Raw genomic sequence first — 21,662 nt, 5'->3', positions numbered from 1 at the left:
CAATGCATTCCGCATGTCAATCACATAGCGCGCCCGCCCCTTTGCCATCGCCGCCGCGCCGCGCTAGTGTTGCGCCGCTGCCGCACGCCCGATCCGCGAGCCAGCCGCAAGCGCAGGAGAAACCGCCCATGATGGAGTTCGAGCCCTTCCTTGACGAGGATGCGAAGCTCTCGGGGCAAAAGCGGTCGGGGACGATCCAGTCGATCACCATCGCCATGCGTTTCCTCAACATCCTGGCCGGGGCCGAACGCGCCCTGCCGCTGGCCGAGATCGCGCAGCTGTCGCGCACCGGCCGCTCGACCGCGCATCGCTACATGCAGAGCCTGGTGAAAGAGGGGCTGGCGGTGCAGGATCCCGCCTCCAGCCGCTATGACCTTGGCCCGGCGGCGCTGAGCCTGGGCGTCGCCGCGCTGCGCCGGGTCGATGCGGTCGAGATCTCGGGCACGCAGATGAAGCAGCTGACCGAGAATCACGGGCTCAGCTCCGGCGTCTGCATCTGGACCGAGCGCGGCCCGACCATCGTGCGCTGGTATCGCAGCGCGCATTTCGCCATCACCGCCGTCAGCCTTGGCGACGTGCTGCCGGTGGACAACACCGCCTGCGGCCTGGTCTTCCAGGCCTTCCTGCCCCGCGCGCAGATCGAGGCCGCACGCCGCCTGCAACCGGCCAGCTTCCGCGGCACGCCGCCCGGCAAGGCGGCGATCGACCGCATCCGCGCCGAGGGCTGGGCGGAACTGACCAGCCACCTTCTGTCCAACGTCACCGGCCAGGCCGCGCCGGTCCTGGATGCGCAGGGCGAGCTGGTCTGCGTCGTGACCACGGCCGGCAACCTGGGCAAGCTGGATTCGCCGCAGGCGGGGCTGGCGCTGCGCGACGCGGCGCGGCTGATCAACCGCGCGACCGGCGGGCAAAGCACCTTCGACTGATCAGCCGCCGCCCAATTCGCCGCGCGGACGCGGGATCACCATCGGCCGCCCGGTCAGCGGATCGGGCTGCACCAGCGCATCGAGGCCAAAGACCTGCCGCATCAGCGCATCGGTGACGATCTGGTCGGGCGCGCCCTCGGCCACCACGGCGCCATCGTTCATCGCCACCAGATGCGAGGCATAGCGAAAGGCCAGGTTCAGCTCGTGCAGCACCGCGACCACGGTGCGGCCCTGCGCGTTCAACCCGGACAGAAGCTCGAGCAATTCGACCTGATGCACGATGTCCAGGAAGGTCGTCGGCTCGTCCAGCAGCAGGATGCCGGTTTCCTGCGCCAGCGCCATGGCGATCCAGACGCGCTGGCGCTGGCCGCCCGACAGCTCGGCCACCGGGCGCCCGGCCAGGGACAGCGTGCCGGTGGTTTCCAGCGCCGCGCGCACGGCCCGCTCGTCCTCGGGCGACCATTGCTGCAGGAAGCCCTGGTGCGGAAAGCGGCCGCGGGCCACCAGCTCGGCCACGGTCAGCCCGTCCGGCGCCACCGGCGACTGCGGCAGCAGCCCCAGCCGCCGCGCCACCTCGCGCGAGGGCAGGCCCAGGATCGCCTTGCCGTCCAGCACCACCTGCCCCGCATCGGGCACCAGCAGCCGCGCCAGGGCGCGCAACAGCGTCGACTTGCCGCAGGCGTTGGGCCCGACGATGGCGGTGAACGACCCGTCCGGTATCGCCAGCGACAGGTTTTCCGACACCACCCGCGCCTGGTAGCGCAGCGTCACCGCATCGGCATGCAGGCGATGGGACATTCCCGTTCCTTCCCTTGGGCCGCCTTTTTCCGGCGGCATGTGTATTGCATTGCGGAATGCGCTCTGCAATATGGTTTCAGCCATTGCGCCGGAGCCCGGTCCGGCGATCAGCCATCCCTGCTTTTCAGACCAGCGCCCGCGACATGCTGCAGGCGGAAAGGATGCCATGGCCAGCCCGAACACGGAATCCGTCGAAGATCCTGACGACCTGCTGTCGCAGCAGGATCACATGCGCGACATGGATCGCGTCCAGCTGGAGGTGGCCGAGATCCGCCGCCCCTTTCCCTCGGTCGCGCGGGTGGTCGGCCGCATCGACGCGGCGGACCCCGCCGCCTGGCTGCCCGCGAACCTGGCCGTCCGCATCGAGGTCGAGACGCCCCAGGGCCAGCGGCCGGTCTCGCGCATCTACACGATCCGCAGCTTCGAGCCCGCCAGCGGCACGGTCGAGATCGACTTCGTGCTCCATGACGACGACAGCCCGGCGATGCGCTGGCTGAAGGCCGCCCGCGCCGGCACCCGCGCCTGGATGATCGGGCCGCGCCAGCACCTGGTCCCCGGCCACGCCCCCGGCAAACGCGCGGCGATCTTTGCCGACGAAACCGCGATCCCCGCCGTCCACGCCATCCTGGGCGCATGGCCGCAGGACACCCCCGGCAGCCTGTGGATCGAGACCGCCGAGCCCGGCGCGTTCGAGGAACTGCCGCGCCTGCCCGGCATCGACTATCACCTGATCCGGCGGGACCGGCCCGCGGGCACCACCGGCGCGCTGCTGGCCGCCGCGCGCAACGCCATCACCACGCCCCAGGGCTGGACGCTCTGGGCCGCCGGCGAGCGGCAGGAGATGCGGGATCTGCGCAGCCATTTCCGCGCCCTCGGCCTGGCCCGAGAGGACGCGCGCGTCTTCGGCTACTGGAAGCACGGCGCCAGCAGCTCCGAGATCGACCGCATCCGGCTGCGCGAATATGCCGAGATCCGCAAACGCGGGCTGCGGCTGGAAGACCTTGACGACGCCGAACTGCCGATCTGAGGAATGCCCATGCCCACACGCCTCGCTCCGCTGCTCCTTGCGCTGATCCTGCCCGCCGCGGCGCTTGCCGACGAAGGCTGGCCGCGCAGCATTCCCGACGCCCTGGGCGAGGCGACGGTGGCAGCGCCTCCGCAGCGCATCGTCTCGACCTCGCCCAGCCTGACCGGCATCCTGCTGGCCATCGACGCGCCGCTTGCGGCCACCGCCTCGGCCATGGTCGGGCCGCTGACCGACGACAAGGGCTTCTTCACGCAATGGGCCGCCACCGCCGACCAACGCGGGGTCGAGGTGCTGTATCCGAACCTGAATTTCGACATCGAGGCGCTGATCGTGCAGGAGCCCGACCTCGTCGTCGCCTCCTCCGTCGGCGGCGACAGCATCCTGCCCTATCTCGACCAGCTGCGCGCGCAGGAGGTGCCGGTGATCGTGCTGGACTACGCCAACGACGGCTGGGAGGAACTGGCCCACAGCCTGGGCCGCGCCACCGGGCACGAGGCCGACGCCGCCCGCATGACCCAGGATTTCGCCCGCCGGGCGGCCGAGGCGAAGGCGGGGCTGTCCCTGCCGCCGGGCGATGTCAGCATCGTGTCCTACAATTTCTCGGGCACCTATTCGGTCGGCAAGCCCGAAAGCCCGCAGGCGCGGGTGCTGGCGGCGCTGGGGCTCTCGGTCGCGGGCCTTCCCGACGAGATGCGGGGCGAGGTCTCGCGCTCGGCCGATTTCGATTTCGTCTCGCATGAGAACCTGCCCGCCGCGATCACCGGCGACAGCGTCTTCCTGCTGAACGGGACCGAGCAGACGGTGCGCGAATTCAGCGCCGATCCGGTGCTGGCCAACCTGCCCGCGGTGCGCGAGGGCCGGGTCTATCCGCTGGGGCCGAACTCGTTCCGGGTGGATTATTACTCGGGCCTGCAGATCATCGAGACGGTCGCGCCCTATTTCGCCAAATGACGCCGCTCTTGCGCCCGGCGCCGGCAGGGCGGCAATACGCGGCCGGAGCGGCGGTGCTGGCGCTTCTGGCGCTGGCAAGCCTGGCCGTCGGCTCGCGCCCGGTGCCGCCCTCGCAGGTGCTTTCGGCGCTGTTCGGCTTCGACCCGGCGAACGACCTGCATCTGGTGGTGCGCGCGCTGCGGCTGCCGCGCACGCTGCTGGCGATCTTTGCCGGCGCGGCGCTGGGGCTGGCCGGGGCGGTGATGCAATCGGTGACACGCAACCCGCTGGCCGAACCGGGCCTGCTGGGGGTGAATTCGGGCGCGGCTATCGCGGTCGTCTTGGGGGCCTCGGCCTTCGGGCTGACGCAGATGGCGCAATATGTCTGGTTCGGCTTTCTGGGCGCCGGGCTGGCGGGGGTCGCGGTCTTCCTGCTGGGCCGGGCGCATGAAAGCGGCACCGACCCGGTCCGGCTGGTGCTGGCGGGGGCCGGGATCTCGGTCCTGCTGGGCGCGGCGGCGAGCCTGGTGATCCTGAACTCGGGGCTCGAGGTGCTGGACCTGTTCCGCAACTGGGGCTCGGGCGCGCTCGAGGGGCGCGGGCGGGCCGTGGCGGCGACCATGGGCGTGGCGCTGGCGCTTGGCGGCGGGCTGGCGCTGGCGCTGGCGCCGGGGCTGAACGCCATGGCGCTGGGGCATGACAGCGGCCGGGCGCTGGGGCTGCGGCCGCAGCGGTTCTGGGCGCTCGCCTGCCTGTCGGTGATGATCCTGGCCGGCGCCGCGACGGCCGCGGCCGGGCCGATCGGCTTTGTCGGGCTGGTCGCGCCGCATCTGGCGCGCGCCGTCACCGGGCCGGACAACCGCCGGGTGCTGCCGCTTTCGGCGCTGTTCGCGGCCTCGGTCCTCTTGGGCGCGGATATCATCGGCCGCGTCGTCGCGCCGCCGGCCGAGGTCGCGGCCGGCATCGTCGCGGCGATCCTGGGCGGGCCGTTCTTCGTCCATGTCGTGCGCCGCTTCCGGCTGGCGCGGCTATGATCCTGCCCGAGACCCGCGTCCTGCGGCTGGGCCGCGCCTCGCTGCTGTGGCGGCCGCGCGCGCTGGCGGTCTGCCTGGCGCTGCTGCTGCTGTGCCTGGTCCTGGCGCTGCTGCTTCTGGGCACCGGCACGGTGCGGCTGTCGTCAGCGCAGGTGGTCGAGGGGCTGGCCGGCACCTCGGGCGAGACCACGGTGACGCGGGTGCTGCGCGGCATCCGCCTGCCGCGGGTGCTGACGGCGGCGCTGGTCGGCGCCTCGCTGGGCATGGCCGGGGCGGTGTTCCAGTCGCTGTCGCGCAATGCGCTGGGTTCGCCCGACGTGATCGGCTTCACCACCGGGGCGGCGACCGGGGCCATCGTGCAGATCGTCCTGTTCAACGCCGGCACCTTCCAGGTCGCCTCGGCGGCGGTGGTCTCGGGCCTGGCGACGGCGGTGGTGGTGCTGGCGCTGGCGCGACGCCGGGGGACCGAGGGCGGCTATCGCCTGATCCTGGTCGGCATCGGCGTGGGCGCGGTCCTGACCGGGGTCAACAACATGCTGATGGTGATGGGCAATCTCGACCGCGCCATGTCGGCGCAGATCTGGCTGGCCGGATCGCTGAACGCGCGCAGCTGGTCGCATGTCTGGCCGGCCCTGGCGGGGCTGGCGCTGTTCGCACCGCTGCTGGTGCTGAACGCGCGCCGCCTGGCCGTCCTTGAGCTGGGCGAGGGCATGGCGGCCCAGCTGGGCCTGAACATCGCCCGCACCCGCGTGCTGCTGGTCATCGCCGCCGTCGGGCTGACCGCCGTGGCCACCGCCAGCGCCGGCCCCATCGCCTTCATCGCGCTGGCCGGGCCGCAGATCGCCCGGCGCCTGACCCGCGCGCCGGGGGTGCCGCTGCTTTCCGGCGCATGGACCGGCGCGGCGCTGCTGCTGGCGGCGGACCTGATCTCGCAGCGCGCGCCGCTTGGCCTGCTCTTGCCCATCGGCAGCATGACCGGATTGTGCGGCGGGCTCTACCTGGTCTGGCTGCTGGGACAGGGTGGCGCGGGGGCCGGCAAGCGGTGAACCTTTGTCCGGCCATCCGCAGAAACAGGGGATCTCCTCATGCACGAGGCGCGGGCAACGCGCGCGGCCGTTGCAGCAAGGCTTGACCCTTTCTCGATGATGGACAAGCCTGTGGCGGGCGCCTTGCGCGCCGTTCGATACCGGGAATTTCATGCAAGTTGCTGTTTCCATGGCCGAGTGCCGGCAGACCCTGCTGTCGTTTGGCTGGCTGGCGCAAAAGCCGGGCGCGTTCCAGTCCGCCCTTCTCGACGAGGCGAGGCTGCGCCATTACGAGGCCGGCCAGTATACCCATCACATCGGCGACGGCCTGGGCGGATTCTACGGGATCGTCCGGGGCAGCTTTGCCGGGCTTGGCCCGACCCCGGATGCCGGCATCGCCATGGGGCATATCTTCCGGCGCGGCGACTGGGTGGGGGAAGGGCCGATGGTCTCTCGCCAGCCGCGGACCCTGTCCTTTCGCGCCATGGAGCCGGCCGCGGTGCTTTACGTCTCGCTTGCGGCCGTGGACAGGATTTGCCGGCGCCTGCCCGAGGCGGCGCTGCATTTCGGCTCTCTTTCGGAATACAACCTCGACATAGCGGTCCGCTGCATGGCCGACCTGCTGATCCGGCGGGCGGATCGCCGGACGGCGGCGGTGCTTTTGCGCGTGGCCGGCACGGGCCCCTGCGAGGACGCGCCCGAGACCTGCCGGCTGACGCAGAACGACCTGGCCGAAATGGCCAACGCCTCGCGCCATATCGTGAACGAGACGCTGAAGAAGCTGGAGGCCCTCGGCTGCATCGAGGTCGGCTATGGCCGGATAACCGTGCTGAGGCCGCAGGGCCTGCGCGCCTATGTCACCGGGACCGAGGGCTGATACCCCGGCCATCCGCTCTCGGGCCGGGCCTTCTCAGGCCCTGTCCTTTCAGGCCACGTCGCGCATTCGCCCGCGCTCCAGGCCCTCGGTGCCGGAAAGGGCGTCCTTGGCCATCTCGGGCGTCACCCGGCCTTCGGCGCGGCCCGCAGCGATCTGGCGCAGCCTTCCCTTGATGGTCTTGATGTCGGTGGGCAGGTCGTCGTGGATAAGCTGCAGCACGACCCATCCGATGGTAAAGGCGATCATGTCGGGATTCCGGGTATGGCGAAGGTTTTTGCTCATAATCGCGCCTATGCAAATCTGGTGGGGACAAGGGGCGCCCGTGGGCGCCGTCTCCGGGTATAAGCGGACGGCCGATGGCCGGAATGTTGAGAATTCGACATTTCGGAAAATATGCGGCCGCCGCCCTGCCCGGTTCCTGCCCGGCTCCTGCCCCGGCCGCGGGCGATGCGGCCCGCGGAAGCCCGTCCAAACATTGGGGAAAACGGTGCGGCTCATGCAACTGCATGTTGAAAAGGCCGAACGCTCGGGCCATGGTGGTCCCATCTTCCTGCTCCCGGCGATCCTGCGAGGCGTCCATGACCGGCAAGGCCAATCCCGACCTGATAGATTCGCTGGACCGGATCGCGCGGGAGGGGACGGGGCTGTTGGGCGCGGCCGGGGTCGCGCGGGCGGGCGCGCTGCCGGCTTGGTTCCTTGGCCCCAAGGCCGAGAACGAGGCGGTGCTGCGCGAACTGGTCGGGATGGCGATTTCCGGCCATGTCGCCGCCCGGCGGGACTATGCGCCGCAGGATCCCCGGCTTGGGCCGGACCGCGTCTTCGAAAGTGACGCCTATCGCGCCACGGTCGAGCGCATGCGCGCCTGTCTTGCCGAGATGATCGGCAAGCTGGCCGGGTCCACGCCGCTTTCCAGCTATCGCAACCAGTCGCACATGTATTGGGACATCACCCTGCCGGGGGTTGCGGGCTATATCGCGGCGCTGCTCTTCAACCAGAACAATGTCGCGGCCGAGGCCTCGCCCGTCACCACCTTGCTGGAGATCACCGTCGGGCGCGAGTTGTGCCGGATGGCCGGCTTTGACGATGCGCAGCGCCCGCCCTGGGGCCATGTCACCTGCGACGGCAGCGTGGCCAATGCCGAGGCGATCTGGGCGGCGCGCAACCTGAAATACCTGCCCTTCGCCGTGGCGGAGGCGCTGCGCGAAGTGCCGGCCCTGGCGGCGGCCCGCGAGCTGGAGGTGCGGACCGGACAGGGGCAGGCCCGGCTGCTGGAGCTGGACGCCTGGGGGCTGATGAACCTGCCGGTGCGGACGGTGCTGGACCTGACCGGCGATCTTGCCCGGTCGGCCGGGGTCGAGCCCGAGGCGGCAGTCGCCGCGCTGGCAGGCCGCACCGTGCAGGATCTGGGCCTGGCCGAGATGCACCGCCGCCATGCCCCCGACCTGCCGGTGCCTCTGATCCTTGCCCCGGCGACGGCGCATTATTCCTGGCCCAAGGGCGCGGCGCTGCTGGGCCTGGGACGCACCGCGCTGCGCAGCGTGCCGGTGGACGACAACGGCCGCATGGAGATCGGCGCGCTGGAGCGGATGCTGGCGGAATGCCTGGACCAGCGCCGGCCGGTCATGCTGGCGGTCGCCGTGCTGGGCACCACCGAGGAGGGCGCGGTCGATCCGCTGGACCGTATCGCCGCCCTGCGCGAGGCTTTCGGCGGCCGCGGCCTGGGCTTTGCGCTGCATGCCGACGCCGCCTGGGGCGGCTATTTCATGTCCATGCTGCGCCAGCCGCCGTTGGGCAGTTCGGACCCCAACCACATGCTGGACATCGACGACGACGACGCGCCGCCCGGCATGCACCTGAACCCGCGGGTCGAGGCGCGTCTCAACGCCGCGCGGCATTGCGAGACGCTGACCGTGGACCCGCACAAGGCGGGGTTCATCCCCTACCCCGCCGGCGCGCTTTGCTATCGCGACGGCGCGATGCGCGATCTGGTCAGTTTTGCCGCGCCGGTGGTCTTTCACGACGGCGTGGTGCCGACGGTCGGCATCTATGGCATCGAAGGCTCGAAGCCCGGCGCCGCGGCGGCCTCGGTCTGGCTGTCGCATCGGGTGATCCCGCCCGACCAGTCGGGCTATGGCCGGTTGCTGGCGAAATGCATCTTTGCCAGCCGCCGCTTCTATGCCGCGCTGCGGGCCGGGTTCCCGGCCGACGGGCCGGTCGCCGTCACCCCCTTCCAGCGCCTGCCGGCCGAGCGCCGCGGCCTCGACCCCCAGGCCGTGTCCGAGCAGGAGCGGCGGCTGCACGACGAGATCGCCTGCCTCGACAACGATGCGCTGGTCGACCGGCTGCTGGCCGATCCGACGCTGATGGCGTTGTTTCGCAGCATCGGCTCGGACACCAGCATCGTGCCCTATGCCTTCAACTTCCGCAGCGAGCGCGGGCTCAACACGGACCTGGGGCTGATGAACCGGCTCAACGACGCCATCTTCCGCGCGCTGAGCCTGGAAGAGGCGCCCGTTTCGGGACCGCCGCCGAAGCCGATGTTCGTCACCGCCTCGGAATTCGATCCCGCCGTCTATGGCGAGGGGTTCGTCGCGCGCTTCGCCCGGCGGGCCGGGGTCGAGCCGCAGCCGGGCATGGGCGTGCGCTTCCTGATCTCGACCCAGCAGAACCCGTTCCTGACCGCGACCGAGGACGGGGATTTCATTCCGCGGCTGATCGCGATCCTGCGCGAAACCGCCACCGAGGCTGCCGGGGAAATCTGCCGGGCCGCCGGATTGCGTCTGAAGAAAGGATGAAGATGGATCATTGCCCCGAACACGATCCGGCCGGGCCGCCGATCAGCAACATGGCGCATCAGCACGCCTTCACCATCGTCGGCGCCGAGACGCTGTTCGGCGTCCACATGACGCAATACCATACCGAGATGCACAAGTATCAGCTGGTGCTGCGCTTTTCGGTCCCGGCCGAGGTCGCCGCCGCCCTGCGCGAGATCCGGGCGCGCTATCCGCGCGACATCTTCGTGCTGGCCAACGACGAAAGCGACGAGTTCAACATCCCCTCGGTCGCCGCCGGGCTGAAGCCCACCTTCACCGGCAACATCTTCCAGGGCATCCCGCCCTTCGGTCCCGAGGACGAGAAGGACCCGCATTTCTTTCCCTGGCAGCTGACGCGGGTGCGCCCGGTCTTCGGCAAGATCCCGGTCACGGTCGAGCGCGTGGTGTATTTCCGGTCCTTCTCCCATGCCGAGCCCCTGCCCGAGGTCGCGCATTACCTGATGTTCGGCCGCGGCGCCGAGGCGCATATGACCGACCTGCAGACCGCGCCCGTCGCCCTGGCCGCGGACGGCGGCATGCTTTTCGGCCCCGGCTACGACCATGTGCTGAGCCTGGCGGGGACGCCCGGCTGGATCGCGCCGGACATGCTGGAGGCGGGGATCGTCGTCACCCTGCCCTCGATCCCCTTGCGCGGCCCGGACGGGCGGCCGCATATCCCCTGCGCCATCCCCATGGCCGAGGGCGCGGCGGTGGTGCTGGATTATCGCGGCCTGCCGCGCGACCCGCCCCTGACCGCCGTCGCCGGCCCCTCGTTCTTCTGCGCCACCGCGGTCTGCAACAGCGAGGGGCTGGACGTCTGCCCCGAGGATCAGTCGATGCACGCCTCCGAAACCCCCGACGAATACCTGGTGAGGCCCGATGTCCGATAGCGCCTCGCAGCCCGAATTCGGCAACGAGCAGCTTTGGCTGCAGATCTTTCGCGACGGCCACCCGGTGCTGATGGGCAAGCAGCGGCGCTACCGGCGGCTGCCGGGCCTGCCGCGCTGCAAGCTGTGCTTCGCGCCCTTCGGCGGCTGGGGCGGCTGGGTGGCCCGGCGGATCGGCCTGCGCCCGTCGAACCGCAACCCGCGCTTCTGCAACGCCTGCGACAGGTTCATCGAGCAGTTCCCCGGCGGTGCCGAGGTGCCGATCAGCATCCTGTTCTGCGACCTGCGCGGCTCGGTCGCATTGGGCGAAAGGCTGGGCGCGGCCGCCTATGCCGCGACGGTGGCGCGGATGCGCGACACGGTGGTCGCGGCGCTGTGGCAGCATGACGGCTTCGTGCTGGAGTTCCAGGGCGATTCAGTGATCGGCGTCTGGCCGCCCGGCTTTTCCGGCAAGGACCATGCGCTCAAGGCCGTCGCCGCCGCCCGCAGCATGGCCCGGACGCTGGCGCGGCAGGAGGATGCCGGCGACGACCCGATCCGCGCCGGCATCGGCCTGCATACCGGCACGGCCTTCCTGTGCACCTTTTCCGCGGCCAGCGGCCTGCTGCAAGAGGTCGGCGCCTTCGGCCAGGCGATGAACATCGCCGCCCGCCTTTCGGCCCTGGCCGAGCCGGGGCAGATCCTGGCCACCAGGGCCGTCTGCGACGCCGCGCGGCAGGCGCCCCCGCCGCTGCGCCAGGTCACGCTGAAGGGCATCGACGAGCCGGTGGAGATCACGGCTCTGGCCTGATCTGCTCGCCCGTGTCCAGCGCGGCGGCCAGCCTGCCGCGCGAGGGCACGTGCAGGCTGCGGCCCCGCCTTTCCAGCACCCCCAGCCGGGCAAGCCGGCTCATCTCGCGCGAGACCGCCTCGCGATGGGTGGCGATGCGGGCGGCCAGTTCCATATGGCTTGGCGCCGGGTCCAGCAGATGCGGCCCGTCGCCCGGCGCGGCCAGCAGGCGCAGCAATTCGCGCACCAGCCTTTCGCGCACCAGGAGCGTGCCGAATTCATAGACCCGCTCGGACAGGCCGCGGATGAGGCCGACGAAATGCAGGTGGATCGCACCGGCAAAATCCGGCTCTCGCATCAGCCGCTGGAAATCCTGGGGCGAGACCCATGCCGTGCGCCCCGCATCCCGCGCCACCACGCTGGTCGAGCGCGCGCCGCCGTCGATGGCGGCCAGGATGCCGACCAGGTCGCCGGGCACGACGCGGGAAAACAGGACCATGCGCCCCTCGGGCGAATGGGCCAGAACGTCGGCCTCGCCCGCCAGCATCAGGAAGACGCGCCGGTCCCGGTCGGCCTCGCGGATCAGTTCGGCGCCGGCCGGGTGGCTGCGCTGATGCGCGGACGCCATGAACATCGCCCGCGCCTCGCCGCTCAATTGCATCGCCTCTCTCCCATCGCGCGAATGATCCACAACCGGCGCGATTATTCCCCGGCGCTGTGGCAAATGCCACTGCGTCGATTCGCGGAATGCGCGAAACAGGTCTTACCCAAGGCGGCAACGCCGCGGACCATTTCAGACCCGCGATTTCGGAGGAAAATCATGTCTCTGCAGAAAGTCGGCAATTTCAGCCTGCACAATGGCGGCGGCTTCGTCGCCCGGATGAAGTTCGCCTATATCGACGACGAGGGCCAGAAGAAGAGCACGCGGGAAACCGGCGACATCCTTCTGGGCCAGACCAAGACCGCGAAACTGGAAGAGTTCGACATCCCGGACGGTGCGCTCGTCTATCTGCATGTCGACGTGGTCTGGGGCAAGGACAACGAGGCCGCGCGCGCCTTCACCTACGAGCGCGGCAATACCTGCACGGCGGCGTATACGATCACCGGCACGACGCTGTCGAACACGCTGGGGCTGATCGACGTGAACTGCTGAGCCCTTCCTTCAGGAGGATTTTCCATGACGCTGCAATATCTCGACACGCTTGGGCTTGGCGCCATCATCGTGGATGCCTGGCAAAATCACCTTGAAACCGAGAAGGACCCGGCCGGCGGCCAATGGTTCGCCAACGGTCCCGGCAACAACGGCGGGCTGTTCGGCAAGCTGACGGACACGCTGGCATCCGAACTGGTCTTCGACGTGCCGGCGCAGACCTTCAGCGTCTACCAGTCGGCGGCGGCGACCGGGATCGTGGACAACCGCAACGGCCTGACGCCCGAGCAGACGGTCGGCCTGTCCTGCACCTTCCAGGACACGGTGACGACGACGCATTCGGTCAGCAAGGCGGTCAAGACGGGCACCACGGTCTCGATCAAGGGCACTATCGACGCCAAGGTGGTGAAGAAGGAATTCGGCATCAGCTTCACCGCCGAATATTCGCATTCCTGGACGGATGCGACCGCCGTGTCGAAATCCGAGTCGCGCAGCTTCAGCGTCTCGGTGCCGGTGCGCAACGTGCCCGCCGGCCGGGTCTGGCAGGTCGTGCTGATGGCCAACAAGAAGGAACTCAGCATGCCCTATCGCGCCGACATCGTCCTGAAGGGCAGCACGGTGGCGAATTTCCTGTCGCCGATCCGTGGCCAGAAGATCTGGCAGGCCGATGCCGGCACGCTGTGCGAATGGATCAACCGCCATGGCTCGGCGGGCGACGAGTCCTGGAGCTATGGCCGCGATCCCGCCGATCCCACGCAGGGGCGCATTTCCCTGCTGGGGACGCTGAAGGCGGTCCATACGGTCAATTTCACCGTGCGGACGCTGGATGTGACCGAAAGCTTCCGACCCGATGGCGACGGTGGTCTGGTCCTTGCGACCAACGCCGGGTCGGAAGCGCCTGTTGTTGACGAGGTTCTGGTTACCGAGCTTGCCGCTGCCTGAATCTCCTGGCAGGCCGCGGCGGCCCCGCCCCTTTCCGCAGATGGCAGCTGCGGAAGAGGCGGGGCTTTCCCCTTTCGCCGGGCTCGGGTTTCCCGGCCCGCCGCCTTGCCGCCGGTCACGGCTCGAGCGGAAAGAACATCGGCAGGACGACGATCCCGACCAGCAGAAGCGCCCAGCAGGCGCGCGGGAACCATATGGCCAGCAAGACCCTGCGCCGCGCATCCCTTGCCGGGACCAGCGTCAGCCAAAGCAGGGCCGCGCCAAACGCATAGGCGGCATGGACCACCCAGTCGCGCACGTGGACGACCCGCCCCGCGGGCCAGTTCGCCTCCTGATAGGCGGTCGTATGCGCGACCAGCAGGATGAAGGCCAGCGACCCGAGGCTGTTCATTGCGGCGGCAAGGGGCAAGGCGTCGTCTCCGTTGCAAGGCGATGAGAACCCGGAGCCTTACGGCCTGTGCGCCCGGGGCGCAATCCGCCCGCAGCGGTCGCCGCCTGCGATGCCGATGTAAAGCATACTTGACATCCGCAGCCTGCGGCCCGACTGTAAAGCATGCTTTACATCGAGGACATGAAATGAGCCGGATAGCCCCATCCTTCATCCTGAGCATGCTGGCCTATATGGTCACGCTGGCAGTCTCGTTGCGCCTTTTGAACGGCAACGGCCGGGGCCAGACGATGCAGATCGTCGTTTCGATGGCGCCCATGGTTCCGGCCGTCCTTCTGTGCTGGTCGGTCGTTCGCGCCATCCGCGCACTGGACGAATTGCAAAGGCGCATCCAGTTCGAGGCATTCGCGCTGGCCTTTGCCGGCACGGCATTGCTGACCTTCAGCTACGGGTTCCTGGAAAATGCCGGCATGCCTCGGCTGTCCATGTTCGCGGTCTGGCCGCTGATGTGCGCGCTCTGGACCCTCGGGCTGGTCATCGGCCGGCTGCGCTACAAATGAACAACCGCGTGCAGCAGCTGCGCCAGGAGAAAAGCTGGTCGCAAGCCGAACTTGCCGCGAAACTGAATGTCTCGCGCCAGACCGTCAATGCGATCGAGCGCGAGAGATACGATCCCAGCCTCGAACTTGCCTTCAGGATCGCACGTCTCTTCGACCGGAAGATCGAGGAGATCTTTCTGCCCTGATCCCGGTTCGGCAGGCCACGGCGGCCTGATCCAACCGGGCCTGGTGCCTGACCGGATGCCTGGCGGGGCAGGCCGGGAGCGCTGCCGGTCGGCACGCCGCGTTGCAGCGGATCACGCACCCGCCATCCGGTGCCGCCCGATGGGCAGCATCATCGGGCGCCCCGAGGTCGGGTCCGCGATGATCCGGCTGTTCAGCCCGAACACCGCCCGCACATTCGCCGCCGTCAGCACCTCGTCCGGGCTGCCCGACACATGCAGCCGCCCCGCCGCCATCGCCACCAGGTGATCGGCATAGCGCGCGGCAAGGTTGAGGTCGTGCAGAACCATCACGATGGTCGTGCCGCGGCGCTGGTTCAGGTCGCACAGCAGGTCCAGCACCTCGACCTGATGGGCGATGTCCAGGAATGTCGTCGGCTCGTCCAAGAGCAGCAGGTCGGTTTCCTGCGCCAGGGCCATCGCGATCCAGACGCGCTGGCGCTGCCCGCCCGACAGCTCGTCCACGGCGCGCTCGGCCAGGTCGGCGGTGCGCGTGGCCTCCAGCGCGGCGGCGACGGCCTGGTCGTCGCTGCGGCTCCATCGGGACAGGATGCCGTGATGCGGATGGCGGCCCCGGCTGACCAGATCGGCCACAGTGATCCCCTCGGGCGCCGTGGGCGATTGCGGCAGAAGGCCCAGCACCTGCGCCAGCTTGCGCGGCGCCATGCGATGCACCGCCTTGCCGTCCAGCAGCACCTGGCCGCCACGCGGCGCAAGCAGCCGCGACATCGACCGCAGCAACGTCGATTTCCCGCAGGCATTGGCCCCGACGATCGCCGTCATCCGGCCCGGCAGCACGTCGAGGTCCAGCCCCTCAAGGATCAGCCGGTCGCCATATCCGGCCGACAGCTGCTGCACGCAAAGGGTATGGGCGGTCACAGCGAGCCTCCGGTGCGGTTGACGCGGATGATGAGATAGATGAGGTAAGGCGCGCCCAGGGCCCCGGTCACGACGCCCACGGGATAGCGCCCCGGCAGCAGGAACTGCCCGGCGTAATCGCCGGCCAGCACCAGCGCCGCGCCCACCAGTGCGGCGGGCAGCAGGGCCGAACCGTTCGGCCCGACGATCCGCGCCGCAATCGGCCCGGCAAGGAAGGCGACGAAGGAGATCGGCCCGACCACCGCCGTCGCCACCGCGATCAGCCCGACCGCCGTGACCACCACGAGGGCGCGCGTCCGTCCGACATCGGTGCCCAGCGCCGAGGCCGCATCGTCGCCCAGCCGCAGCGCCTCGAGATCGCGCGTGCGCAAGACCAGCAGCCCGCCGAAGACCAGCAGCGACAGCAGCACCGGCACGGCCTGCGCCAGCTGCGCGCCGTTGAGGCTGCCCGCCAGCCAGCGGATCGCCTCTTGCAGATCCCACGAGGGCGCGCGCGACAGCGTGTAGGAGATGAAGCTTTGCATCATCGCCTGCACGCCGATGCCGACCAGGATCAGCCGCGTGCCGGCGACGCCGCCGCGAAAGGACAGCGCATAGATCGCCATCGCCACGCCCAGCCCGGCAAGGACGGCAAAGACCGACACCGCCGCGCCGTCGAGGCCCATCACGACGATGGCAAAGACCGCCGCGGCGCTGGCGCCCGAGCTGATGCCGATGATGTCGGGGCTGGCCAGCGGGTTGCGCAGCATGATCTGGAACGCCGCGCCGCCAAGGCCGAAGGACAGGCCCGCCAGGATCGCCATGACCGCGCGCGGCAGGCGCAACTGCCCGACGGTGAAGGAGGCGCCCGGCACCTCGTGCCCGGCCAGCACCCGCAGCACGTCCTGCGGCGGGGTGAAGCTTTGGCCCAGCATCAGCGTGACGGCGAACCCCGCCGCCAGCAGCACGAGCGCCGCCCAGATCACCCGGCTGCGGTAACGCGCGCGGCGCAGGCGCCCTGCGGTGACGGCATCGGCGATCATAGCTCGCGGACCCTCTGGCGGCGGACGATCCAGATGAAGAAAGGCGCGCCGATGAAGGCGGTGACGATGCCGACGTCCAGCTCTCCGGGGCGGGCGACGATGCGGCCGACCACGTCGGACGCGACCAGCAGCGCCGCGCCGGTCAGGGCCGAGAACGGCAGAAGCCAGCGATGATCGACGCCCACCAGCAGGCGGCACAGATGTGGCACGATCAGCCCGACGAAGCCGATGGGGCCGCAGACCGCGGTTGTCGCCCCGCAAAGCAGGATCGCCGACAGCGCAGCCGTTGCGCGCGCGACCGCGACACGCTCGCCCAGTCCCGCCGCCATCTCATCCCCAAGCGCCAGCGAGTTCAGCTTGCGCGCGGATGCCATCGCCAGCAGCAGCCCGACGGCAAGGAAAGGCAGCACCGGCCCCATCCGCGCGAATGTCGCCCCGCCGACGCCGCCGATCTGCCAGGCCTGCAAGCCCCCGGCGATGTCGCCGCGCGTCAGCATCACCGCCACCACCAGCGAGTAGAAGGCGATCGAGGTCGCCGTCCCCGCCAGCGCCAGCTTCAGCGGCGTCGCGCCGCCTCGGCCGAGCGAGCCGATGGCATAGACGAAGACCGCCGTCGCGCCGGCGCCGCAGATCGCGACCCAGATGAAGCTGTGCGCGGCGCTGATCTGGAACCACGCGACCGCGATGACCACGGCCAGCGCCGCCCCGGTATTCACCCCCAGGATGCCCGGATCGGCCAGCGGATTGCGCGTCACCCCCTGCATCAACGCGCCCGAAAGCCCAAGCGAGGCCCCGGCCAGCGCCGCAAGCATCGTGCGCGGAATGCGGGCCGAGACGGCGGCATGGGCAATCGTTCCGACCTCTCCGCGCAGCCCGGCCAGGATGTCGTCAAGCCCCACCTGCCGGGTGCCGATGGCCACCGACAGCGCGCCAAGCAGCAGCAGCGCGGCCAGGACCACCGCCAGCCACAGCAGCCGCGCCCGCGCGGCGCGCCGCGGCAAGATGGTCGCGGATTCGGTCATTCGGCTTTCTGCGCGGCCTCGGCCAGCATGGCGACGTAATCGTCCAGCACCCATGCGATGCCCAGGGGCGTGGGATTCGCCGCGTTCCCGACCGGATCGTTCTTCAGCATGACGATGCTGCCATGGGCGACGGCGGGCATGTGGCTGACCAGCGGATCGGCCTTCATCGCGGCCAGCAAAAGCAGGTTGCCATAGGTCACGACGATGTCCACATCTTCGAAGGCGTCGATATTCTCGGCACTGACCGAGCCCGCGAACTTGCCCGGCTGCGTGGCATCCACGACGCTTTTCGGCATCGACAGGCCAAGATCCTGGAAGAACTTCACCCGCGTATCGTTGGCCGTGTAGAAATTCACGACGCTGAGGTTCGTGGTGTCCAGATGGGTCACGAACATCGCGGTCTTGCCCTGCAGGGCGGGATGCGCGGCAAGCGTGTCGGCGATCTGCGCCTCCATCCTGGCGATCAGCGCATCGCCTTCGGCCCCCATGCCCATGCCGGCGCTGTTCATCTGGATCATCCGCCGCCAATCGGTCGTCCAGGGCGAATCCGGGTAGGCGACGACCGGCGCGATTTGGCTCAGCGTGTCGTAATCGGACTGCGTCAGCCCGGAATAGGCGGCAAGGATCACGTCGGGGTCCACCGCCGCGACGGCCTCGAAATCGATACCGTCGCCTTCGTCGAACAAGGCCGGCGTGTCCGCGCCCAGTTCGGCCAGCTTTTCCTCGACCCAGGGCAGCACGCCGTCGCCGTCGTCGTCGCCGTAGTTCGCCGCCGCCATGCCCACCGGCACGACCCCCAGCGCAAGCGGCACCTCGTGATTGCCCGAGGCGACCGTCGCTACGCGGCGCGGTTTTTCCGTGATCGTCGTGGTGCCGAACGCATGCGGGATGCTGACGGGAAACCCGGCCTCATCCGCAAGGGCGGGGGCGGCGGCCGTCATCAGGACCAGCATCGCAGGGCGCAGAATCCGCATCGTCATGGCCTTTCCTGGCAGGTTCGCCTGCGGATTTCCCGCGCAAGCGGGCATGCGTCAACCCGTGCCGACCAAGGTATCCGCTTTTTCCCAAAGATTCCGACAAAAAAAGTGGGATTCTACAAGACAGGTTCGCGCCATCGGCCCTAGAAGCCCCGCCAGCATGACCGCCACGCCATCCCTGCCCCAGCCTCGGGCACCGGGGGGCTGCCGTCATTCCAAGACCAGCCAGCCTCGGCCCCTCCTCTGATCCGCAGGCAGCCAGCAGCAACAACAACATCCATGCGGGACCTTGAACCATGGCACATGACATCCGGCGCGGCCCCCGCCGCCACCTTACCGCCCTTCTGCTGGGCTGCACCGCCCTGATCGCATCCCCGGCCCTGGCCCAGGATCCCGCGCCGCCGGATTCCGGGGCGGGAACCGAGGAATCGCCCTATCGCCTTTCCCCGATCATCATCAACGCCAGCGGCCCGTTCGACGACGACGCGAACACGATCGTCGCCAGCGAATTGTGGGTCGGCGGCAAGGTGGCGACCAGCATTCTCGACACCCCGGCCTCGGTTTCGGTGATCACCGAAAAGGAGATGCGCGACCGCAGGGCCACCACGCTGGAAGAGGTGCTGAGCTATTCGGCGGGCATCCACACCGACTATTGGGGGACGGACGACCGCAACGAATACTATCTCGTGCGCGGCTTCCAGGCGACGACCTATCGCGACGGGCTGACCCTGGGCTCGATGCGCGCCACGCGCGAAGAGCCCTATGCCTATGAGCGGGTCGAGGTCATCCGCGGCGGCAACTCGACGCTCTTCGGGACCTCAGATCCGGGCGGCACGATCAACTTCGTGACCAAGCAGCCGCGCTTCGAGCGTTTCGGCGAGGTCTATGGCTCGATCGGATCGCCGCGGAACGCGGAATACGGCTTCGACGTGGGCGACACGCTGAACGCCGACCAGACGCTGGCCTGGCGCCTGACCGCCAGGGTGCAGGACGGCGAGCGGGAATACGACTATTCGCGCAACGATTCCACCTTCGTCATGGGCGGCCTGTCCTGGCAGCCCACCACGGCGACCAAGCTCAGCGTGATCGCGGATTACCTGAAGCGCGAGAACACGCCCAACAGCGGCGGCTATCCGCTGGACCGCGAATACGACCGCAGCGACTTCTTCGGCGAGCCGGACTTCAACTATCAGAACGTGGAGCGCTCGAGCATCAGCGCCCTGTTCGAGCATGAGTTCGACAGCGGCCTCAGCCTGCGTGCGAACCTGCGCTACAGCGACCTGAAAAGCGATTTCGGCTATGTCTATCTGTCGGACAGCGCGGCGCGGACCGGCACCATGGTGGACCGCTGGTATTTCGGCGGCAACTCCACGGCCAAGGAACTGATCGGCAACGTCATCCTGCAATACGACCGCAGCTTCGAAGCCTTCGACAGCAGCACCGTGGGCGGCATCGAGTTCCGCGACGCATCGACCACCAGCGCCCCGTTCTATGGGCTTTACACACCCATCGACGTGGCCAATCCGGTCTATTCGGGCGCACCCGGCGCGCTGGCAGCGCCCTACGAACTGCGCGACAACGACTACAAGACCCAATCGCTGTTCGTGCAGCAGAACCTGTCCTTCGACGACAAGATCATCGCAACGGTAGGCCTGCGCCACGACTGGCTGGACATCGAGGAAACGCTGAACGGCGTGCGCTCCAGCGGCGATTACTCGGAAACCTCGATCCGCGGCGCGCTGACCTACAAGATCAACAGCGAAATCTCGGCCTATGCCAGCTATGTCGAATCCGTCGCGCCTCCGGGCGTTGGCGCCGAGCCGGAACGGGGCGAACAATACGAAGTCGGGGTGAAATACCAGCCGCTTGGCACCAATGCGCTGATCTCGGCCTCGGTCTATGACCTGCGCAAGAACAACGTCACCGTCGCCGTGGTCCAGCCCGACGGCAATATCACCCGCGAACTGGTGGGCGAGCAGCGCGTGCGCGGCTTCGACCTGGAAGGCAAGGCCGAGCTGGCGAACAACCTCGACCTGATCGCGTCCTATTCCTACATGGATTCGGAAGTCGTGCGATCCGCGCCGATCCGGGGCGTGGACGTGGAAGGAAACGAGTTCTCCGAGGTTCCCAACCACATGGCGTCGCTGTGGCTGAACTATACCCTTGAGGGCAATGAGACCCGCGGCGACATGACCTTCGGCCTGGGCGCGCGCTATGTCGGTTCGTATTTCCACACGATCTCGAACAATACGGGCAAGGCCGATGCCTCGGTCACGCTTGATGCGGCCTTCAACTACAAGGTGCTGGAAAACACCAGCCTGGCGGTCAATATCAGCAACCTGCTGGACGAGCAGCATGTCGTCGGGCGGGGCACGGCGGATTACTACAATCCGGGCCGCACCGTCGCGGTGACGCTGCGCCGCACCTGGTAAGCCGGCCGCCCGGCCGTCGTCGCGACGGCCGGGCCCCTAGCTGACCAGCTGCATCCGCCGCCAGGCGGCGGGCGTTTCCCCGGCGACCTGGCGGAACACGCGCGTCAGATGCGCCTGATCGGAAAAGCCGACCTGGGCCGCGACATCGGCGACGGTCAGGTCGGTTTCGACCAGCAGCTTCTGCGCCTGGCCGATGCGTTGCGCCATCTGCCATTGCAGCGGCGTCTGCCCGGTCGTCTGCTTGAACACCGTCGCAAACCAGCTTTCCGACAGCCCCACCGTCGCGGCCATCTCGGCCACGGTCAGGCGGTGATCGCCCGCCTTTTCAAGACGCGCGGCCAGGCGGTTCATCTGCGCCGGGGTCAGCCCGCCGCTTGCACGCTCGGCCCCCTCATGCGGAATGTCCAGAAGCCCGGTCACGATGCTGCCGACAAGGCTTTCGGCGAAAACCCCGTGGCGCGAGGGCTGCGCGACCTCTCCGACCAGCAGCCCGGCCAGGGTGTGGATCGCATCGGCGTCCTGGATCTCGACCGGGCGGCGCAGCGCGGCCAGCGCGGCGGATGCCCCCACCGTCGGCGTCAGGAAGCGCATCATCCGGTCCTTGTGGATATGCAGGTCCAGATGCGCAAAGACGTGATGGCCGGTAAAGCGCGACCACATCGGCACGCCCGCCGGGACATAGAGCGCCCGCATCATCGGCCGCCCGCTGCGTCGCATTTCGTCGTCGCGGTTCGAGATTAGGATATGCGAGGACACGTCGTCGAAGAAGAACATGATGCGCGGGTCGGGCGACAGGTAATAGCCATGCGCGCCGGCCTGGCCTTCGGCCTGCCAATAGACGCTGACCAGCCCGTCCAGCCCGCGCCATTGCACCGGCGACACGCAGCTGATGCCTTGGGTATAACAGATCATCGAGTGACGATAGCTCATCGTCCGAAAGCCCCGCTCGTGCTGAGTATTCCAGATGGCATGCCTGTCAGGCG

At 68.9% G+C, this 21,662-nt stretch carries 23 protein-coding genes; 14 read left to right on the top strand and 9 right to left on the bottom strand.

Annotation, left to right across the window (positions count from 1 at the left end):
* The first annotated feature begins 128 nt into the window (after window positions 1-128).
* Window positions 129-926 carry an IclR family transcriptional regulator gene (locus KF941_RS04800; protein WP_072462555.1) on the top strand — a complete coding sequence of 266 codons (798 nt, stop codon included), beginning with the start codon at window positions 129-131 and terminating at the stop codon, window positions 924-926.
* Here the strand turns inward: KF941_RS04800 and KF941_RS04795 are convergent, their stop codons facing one another.
* Window positions 927-1,724, bottom strand: coding sequence for an ABC transporter ATP-binding protein (locus KF941_RS04795; RefSeq protein ID WP_214272693.1), 798 nt, complete (start codon window positions 1,722-1,724; stop codon window positions 927-929). It lies immediately after the preceding gene.
* Between the two features lie 166 nt (window positions 1,725-1,890).
* On the opposite strand from KF941_RS04795, the gene KF941_RS04790 reads away from it, so the two are divergent.
* The 5 genes from KF941_RS04790 (at window position 1,891) to KF941_RS04770 (ending at window position 6,617) form a co-directional block, all read left to right on the top strand.
* A complete protein-coding gene (locus tag KF941_RS04790; protein WP_214272692.1) occupies window positions 1,891-2,751 on the top strand; it encodes a siderophore-interacting protein in 861 nt (286 codons plus the stop codon).
* 9 nt (window positions 2,752-2,760) lie between these two features.
* Window positions 2,761-3,702: a Fe2+-enterobactin ABC transporter substrate-binding protein gene (gene fepB / locus KF941_RS04785; RefSeq protein WP_214272691.1), complete on the top strand. Its 942-nt coding sequence runs from the start codon at window positions 2,761-2,763 to the stop codon at window positions 3,700-3,702.
* A gap of 53 nt (window positions 3,703-3,755) precedes the next feature.
* Complete coding sequence (locus KF941_RS04780; protein WP_255469731.1) at window positions 3,756-4,715, top strand: iron ABC transporter permease; 960 nt, start codon at window positions 3,756-3,758, stop codon at window positions 4,713-4,715.
* A complete protein-coding gene (locus KF941_RS04775; RefSeq protein WP_214272689.1) occupies window positions 4,712-5,761 on the top strand; it encodes an iron chelate uptake ABC transporter family permease subunit in 1,050 nt (349 codons plus the stop codon). Before KF941_RS04780 ends, KF941_RS04775 begins: the two co-directional genes overlap by 4 nt.
* A gap of 151 nt (window positions 5,762-5,912) precedes the next feature.
* Complete coding sequence (locus KF941_RS04770; protein WP_083539140.1) at window positions 5,913-6,617, top strand: Crp/Fnr family transcriptional regulator; 705 nt, start codon at window positions 5,913-5,915, stop codon at window positions 6,615-6,617.
* 48 nt (window positions 6,618-6,665) lie between these two features.
* Here KF941_RS04770 and KF941_RS04765 read toward each other — a convergent pair whose 3' ends face one another.
* Complete coding sequence (locus KF941_RS04765) at window positions 6,666-6,899, bottom strand: hypothetical protein (RefSeq protein WP_116222684.1); 234 nt, start codon at window positions 6,897-6,899, stop codon at window positions 6,666-6,668.
* A gap of 296 nt (window positions 6,900-7,195) precedes the next feature.
* Between KF941_RS04765 and KF941_RS04760 the strand changes: the two genes are divergently transcribed.
* Genes KF941_RS04760 through KF941_RS04750 form a run of 3 tightly spaced genes read left to right on the top strand, consistent with a single transcriptional unit; the run spans window position 7,196 to window position 11,107 of the window.
* The gene (locus KF941_RS04760) at window positions 7,196-9,412 is read left to right on the top strand and encodes a pyridoxal-dependent decarboxylase (protein WP_214272688.1); all 2,217 of its coding nucleotides are present in this window, start codon (window positions 7,196-7,198) and stop codon (window positions 9,410-9,412) included.
* Window positions 9,409-10,320, top strand: coding sequence for a hypothetical protein (locus tag KF941_RS04755; RefSeq protein WP_214272687.1), 912 nt, complete (start codon window positions 9,409-9,411; stop codon window positions 10,318-10,320). The genes KF941_RS04760 and KF941_RS04755 overlap by 4 nt, the downstream gene beginning before the upstream one ends.
* Window positions 10,310-11,107 carry an adenylate/guanylate cyclase domain-containing protein gene (locus tag KF941_RS04750; RefSeq protein ID WP_036755059.1) on the top strand — a complete coding sequence of 266 codons (798 nt, stop codon included), beginning with the start codon at window positions 10,310-10,312 and terminating at the stop codon, window positions 11,105-11,107. Before KF941_RS04755 ends, KF941_RS04750 begins: the two co-directional genes overlap by 11 nt.
* Here KF941_RS04750 and KF941_RS04745 read toward each other — a convergent pair.
* Complete coding sequence (locus KF941_RS04745; protein ID WP_072462546.1) at window positions 11,091-11,747, bottom strand: Crp/Fnr family transcriptional regulator; 657 nt, start codon at window positions 11,745-11,747, stop codon at window positions 11,091-11,093. The genes KF941_RS04750 and KF941_RS04745 overlap by 17 nt on opposite strands.
* Before the next feature lie 159 nt (window positions 11,748-11,906).
* Here KF941_RS04745 and KF941_RS04740 point away from each other — a divergent pair, with 159 nt between their 5' ends.
* Window positions 11,907-12,239, top strand: coding sequence for a hypothetical protein (locus KF941_RS04740; protein ID WP_036755057.1), 333 nt, complete (start codon window positions 11,907-11,909; stop codon window positions 12,237-12,239).
* Window positions 12,240-12,263: 24 nt separating this feature from the next.
* On the top strand, window positions 12,264-13,178 hold the full coding sequence (locus KF941_RS04735; protein WP_214272686.1) for an ETX/MTX2 family pore-forming toxin: 915 nt from the start codon (window positions 12,264-12,266) through the stop codon (window positions 13,176-13,178).
* Window positions 13,179-13,293: 115 nt separating this feature from the next.
* On the opposite strand, the gene KF941_RS04730 is transcribed toward KF941_RS04735, so the two are convergent.
* Complete coding sequence (locus tag KF941_RS04730) at window positions 13,294-13,587, bottom strand: hypothetical protein (protein WP_214272685.1); 294 nt, start codon at window positions 13,585-13,587, stop codon at window positions 13,294-13,296.
* A 167-nt stretch (window positions 13,588-13,754) separates the two neighbouring features.
* Between KF941_RS04730 and KF941_RS04725 the strand changes: the two genes are divergently transcribed.
* Both KF941_RS04725 and KF941_RS04720 read left to right on the top strand, forming a co-directional pair.
* Complete coding sequence (locus KF941_RS04725; protein WP_240540219.1) at window positions 13,755-14,126, top strand: hypothetical protein; 372 nt, start codon at window positions 13,755-13,757, stop codon at window positions 14,124-14,126.
* On the top strand, window positions 14,123-14,311 hold the full coding sequence (locus KF941_RS04720; RefSeq protein ID WP_036755046.1) for a helix-turn-helix transcriptional regulator: 189 nt from the start codon (window positions 14,123-14,125) through the stop codon (window positions 14,309-14,311). The genes KF941_RS04725 and KF941_RS04720 overlap by 4 nt, the downstream gene beginning before the upstream one ends.
* A gap of 111 nt (window positions 14,312-14,422) precedes the next feature.
* Here the strand turns inward: KF941_RS04720 and KF941_RS04715 are convergent, their stop codons facing one another.
* Genes KF941_RS04715 through KF941_RS04700 form a run of 4 tightly spaced genes read right to left on the bottom strand, consistent with a single transcriptional unit; the run spans window position 14,423 to window position 18,250 of the window.
* Window positions 14,423-15,226, bottom strand: a complete 804-nt coding sequence (locus KF941_RS04715) for an ABC transporter ATP-binding protein (RefSeq protein WP_214272684.1) — start codon at window positions 15,224-15,226, stop codon at window positions 14,423-14,425.
* Entirely contained in the window at window positions 15,223-16,248 is a 1,026-nt protein-coding gene (locus KF941_RS04710; RefSeq protein WP_214272683.1) for an iron ABC transporter permease, read from the bottom strand. The genes KF941_RS04715 and KF941_RS04710 overlap by 4 nt, the downstream gene beginning before the upstream one ends.
* Entirely contained in the window at window positions 16,245-17,270 is a 1,026-nt protein-coding gene (locus KF941_RS04705) for an iron ABC transporter permease (protein ID WP_214272682.1), read from the bottom strand. Before KF941_RS04705 ends, KF941_RS04710 begins: the two co-directional genes overlap by 4 nt.
* The gene (locus tag KF941_RS04700; protein ID WP_214272681.1) at window positions 17,267-18,250 is read right to left on the bottom strand and encodes an iron-siderophore ABC transporter substrate-binding protein; all 984 of its coding nucleotides are present in this window, start codon (window positions 18,248-18,250) and stop codon (window positions 17,267-17,269) included. The genes KF941_RS04705 and KF941_RS04700 overlap by 4 nt, the downstream gene beginning before the upstream one ends.
* A 293-nt stretch (window positions 18,251-18,543) precedes the next feature.
* Here KF941_RS04700 and KF941_RS04695 point away from each other — a divergent pair, with 293 nt between their 5' ends.
* Window positions 18,544-20,679, top strand: a complete 2,136-nt coding sequence (locus KF941_RS04695; RefSeq protein ID WP_214272680.1) for a TonB-dependent siderophore receptor — start codon at window positions 18,544-18,546, stop codon at window positions 20,677-20,679.
* 36 nt (window positions 20,680-20,715) lie between these two features.
* Here KF941_RS04695 and KF941_RS04690 read toward each other — a convergent pair whose 3' ends face one another.
* Window positions 20,716-21,609 (bottom strand): AraC family transcriptional regulator, encoded by an 894-nt coding sequence (locus KF941_RS04690; protein WP_181180866.1) that lies wholly within the window; start codon window positions 21,607-21,609, stop codon window positions 20,716-20,718.
* Window positions 21,610-21,662: the final 53 nt, after the last annotated feature.

Source organism: Paracoccus sp. pheM1 (assembly GCF_018499825.1).
Lineage (GTDB): Bacteria > Pseudomonadota > Alphaproteobacteria > Rhodobacterales > Rhodobacteraceae > Paracoccus > Paracoccus versutus.
This window is presented reverse-complemented; position numbering and strand designations above follow the sequence as displayed.

Coding starts and splice junctions, on each gene's coding strand:
- KF941_RS04770 (WP_083539140.1), top strand. CDS start 5,913: ATGCAAGTTGCTGTTTCCATGGCCGAGTGCCGGCAGACCCTGCTGTCG.
- KF941_RS04705 (WP_214272682.1), bottom strand. CDS start 17,270: ATGACCGAATCCGCGACCATCTTGCCGCGGCGCGCCGCGCGGGCGCGG.
- KF941_RS04775 (WP_214272689.1), top strand. CDS start 4,712: ATGATCCTGCCCGAGACCCGCGTCCTGCGGCTGGGCCGCGCCTCGCTG.
- KF941_RS04720 (WP_036755046.1), top strand. CDS start 14,123: ATGAACAACCGCGTGCAGCAGCTGCGCCAGGAGAAAAGCTGGTCGCAA.
- KF941_RS04755 (WP_214272687.1), top strand. CDS start 9,409: ATGAAGATGGATCATTGCCCCGAACACGATCCGGCCGGGCCGCCGATC.
- KF941_RS04750 (WP_036755059.1), top strand. CDS start 10,310: ATGTCCGATAGCGCCTCGCAGCCCGAATTCGGCAACGAGCAGCTTTGG.
- KF941_RS04740 (WP_036755057.1), top strand. CDS start 11,907: ATGTCTCTGCAGAAAGTCGGCAATTTCAGCCTGCACAATGGCGGCGGC.
- KF941_RS04745 (WP_072462546.1), bottom strand. CDS start 11,747: ATGCAATTGAGCGGCGAGGCGCGGGCGATGTTCATGGCGTCCGCGCAT.
- KF941_RS04795 (WP_214272693.1), bottom strand. CDS start 1,724: ATGTCCCATCGCCTGCATGCCGATGCGGTGACGCTGCGCTACCAGGCG.
- KF941_RS04800 (WP_072462555.1), top strand. CDS start 129: ATGATGGAGTTCGAGCCCTTCCTTGACGAGGATGCGAAGCTCTCGGGG.
- KF941_RS04695 (WP_214272680.1), top strand. CDS start 18,544: ATGGCACATGACATCCGGCGCGGCCCCCGCCGCCACCTTACCGCCCTT.
- KF941_RS04765 (WP_116222684.1), bottom strand. CDS start 6,899: ATGAGCAAAAACCTTCGCCATACCCGGAATCCCGACATGATCGCCTTT.
- KF941_RS04700 (WP_214272681.1), bottom strand. CDS start 18,250: ATGACGATGCGGATTCTGCGCCCTGCGATGCTGGTCCTGATGACGGCC.
- fepB (WP_214272691.1), top strand. CDS start 2,761: ATGCCCACACGCCTCGCTCCGCTGCTCCTTGCGCTGATCCTGCCCGCC.
- KF941_RS04690 (WP_181180866.1), bottom strand. CDS start 21,609: ATGAGCTATCGTCACTCGATGATCTGTTATACCCAAGGCATCAGCTGC.
- KF941_RS04760 (WP_214272688.1), top strand. CDS start 7,196: ATGACCGGCAAGGCCAATCCCGACCTGATAGATTCGCTGGACCGGATC.
- KF941_RS04710 (WP_214272683.1), bottom strand. CDS start 16,248: ATGATCGCCGATGCCGTCACCGCAGGGCGCCTGCGCCGCGCGCGTTAC.
- KF941_RS04735 (WP_214272686.1), top strand. CDS start 12,264: ATGACGCTGCAATATCTCGACACGCTTGGGCTTGGCGCCATCATCGTG.
- KF941_RS04725 (WP_240540219.1), top strand. CDS start 13,755: ATGAGCCGGATAGCCCCATCCTTCATCCTGAGCATGCTGGCCTATATG.
- KF941_RS04790 (WP_214272692.1), top strand. CDS start 1,891: ATGGCCAGCCCGAACACGGAATCCGTCGAAGATCCTGACGACCTGCTG.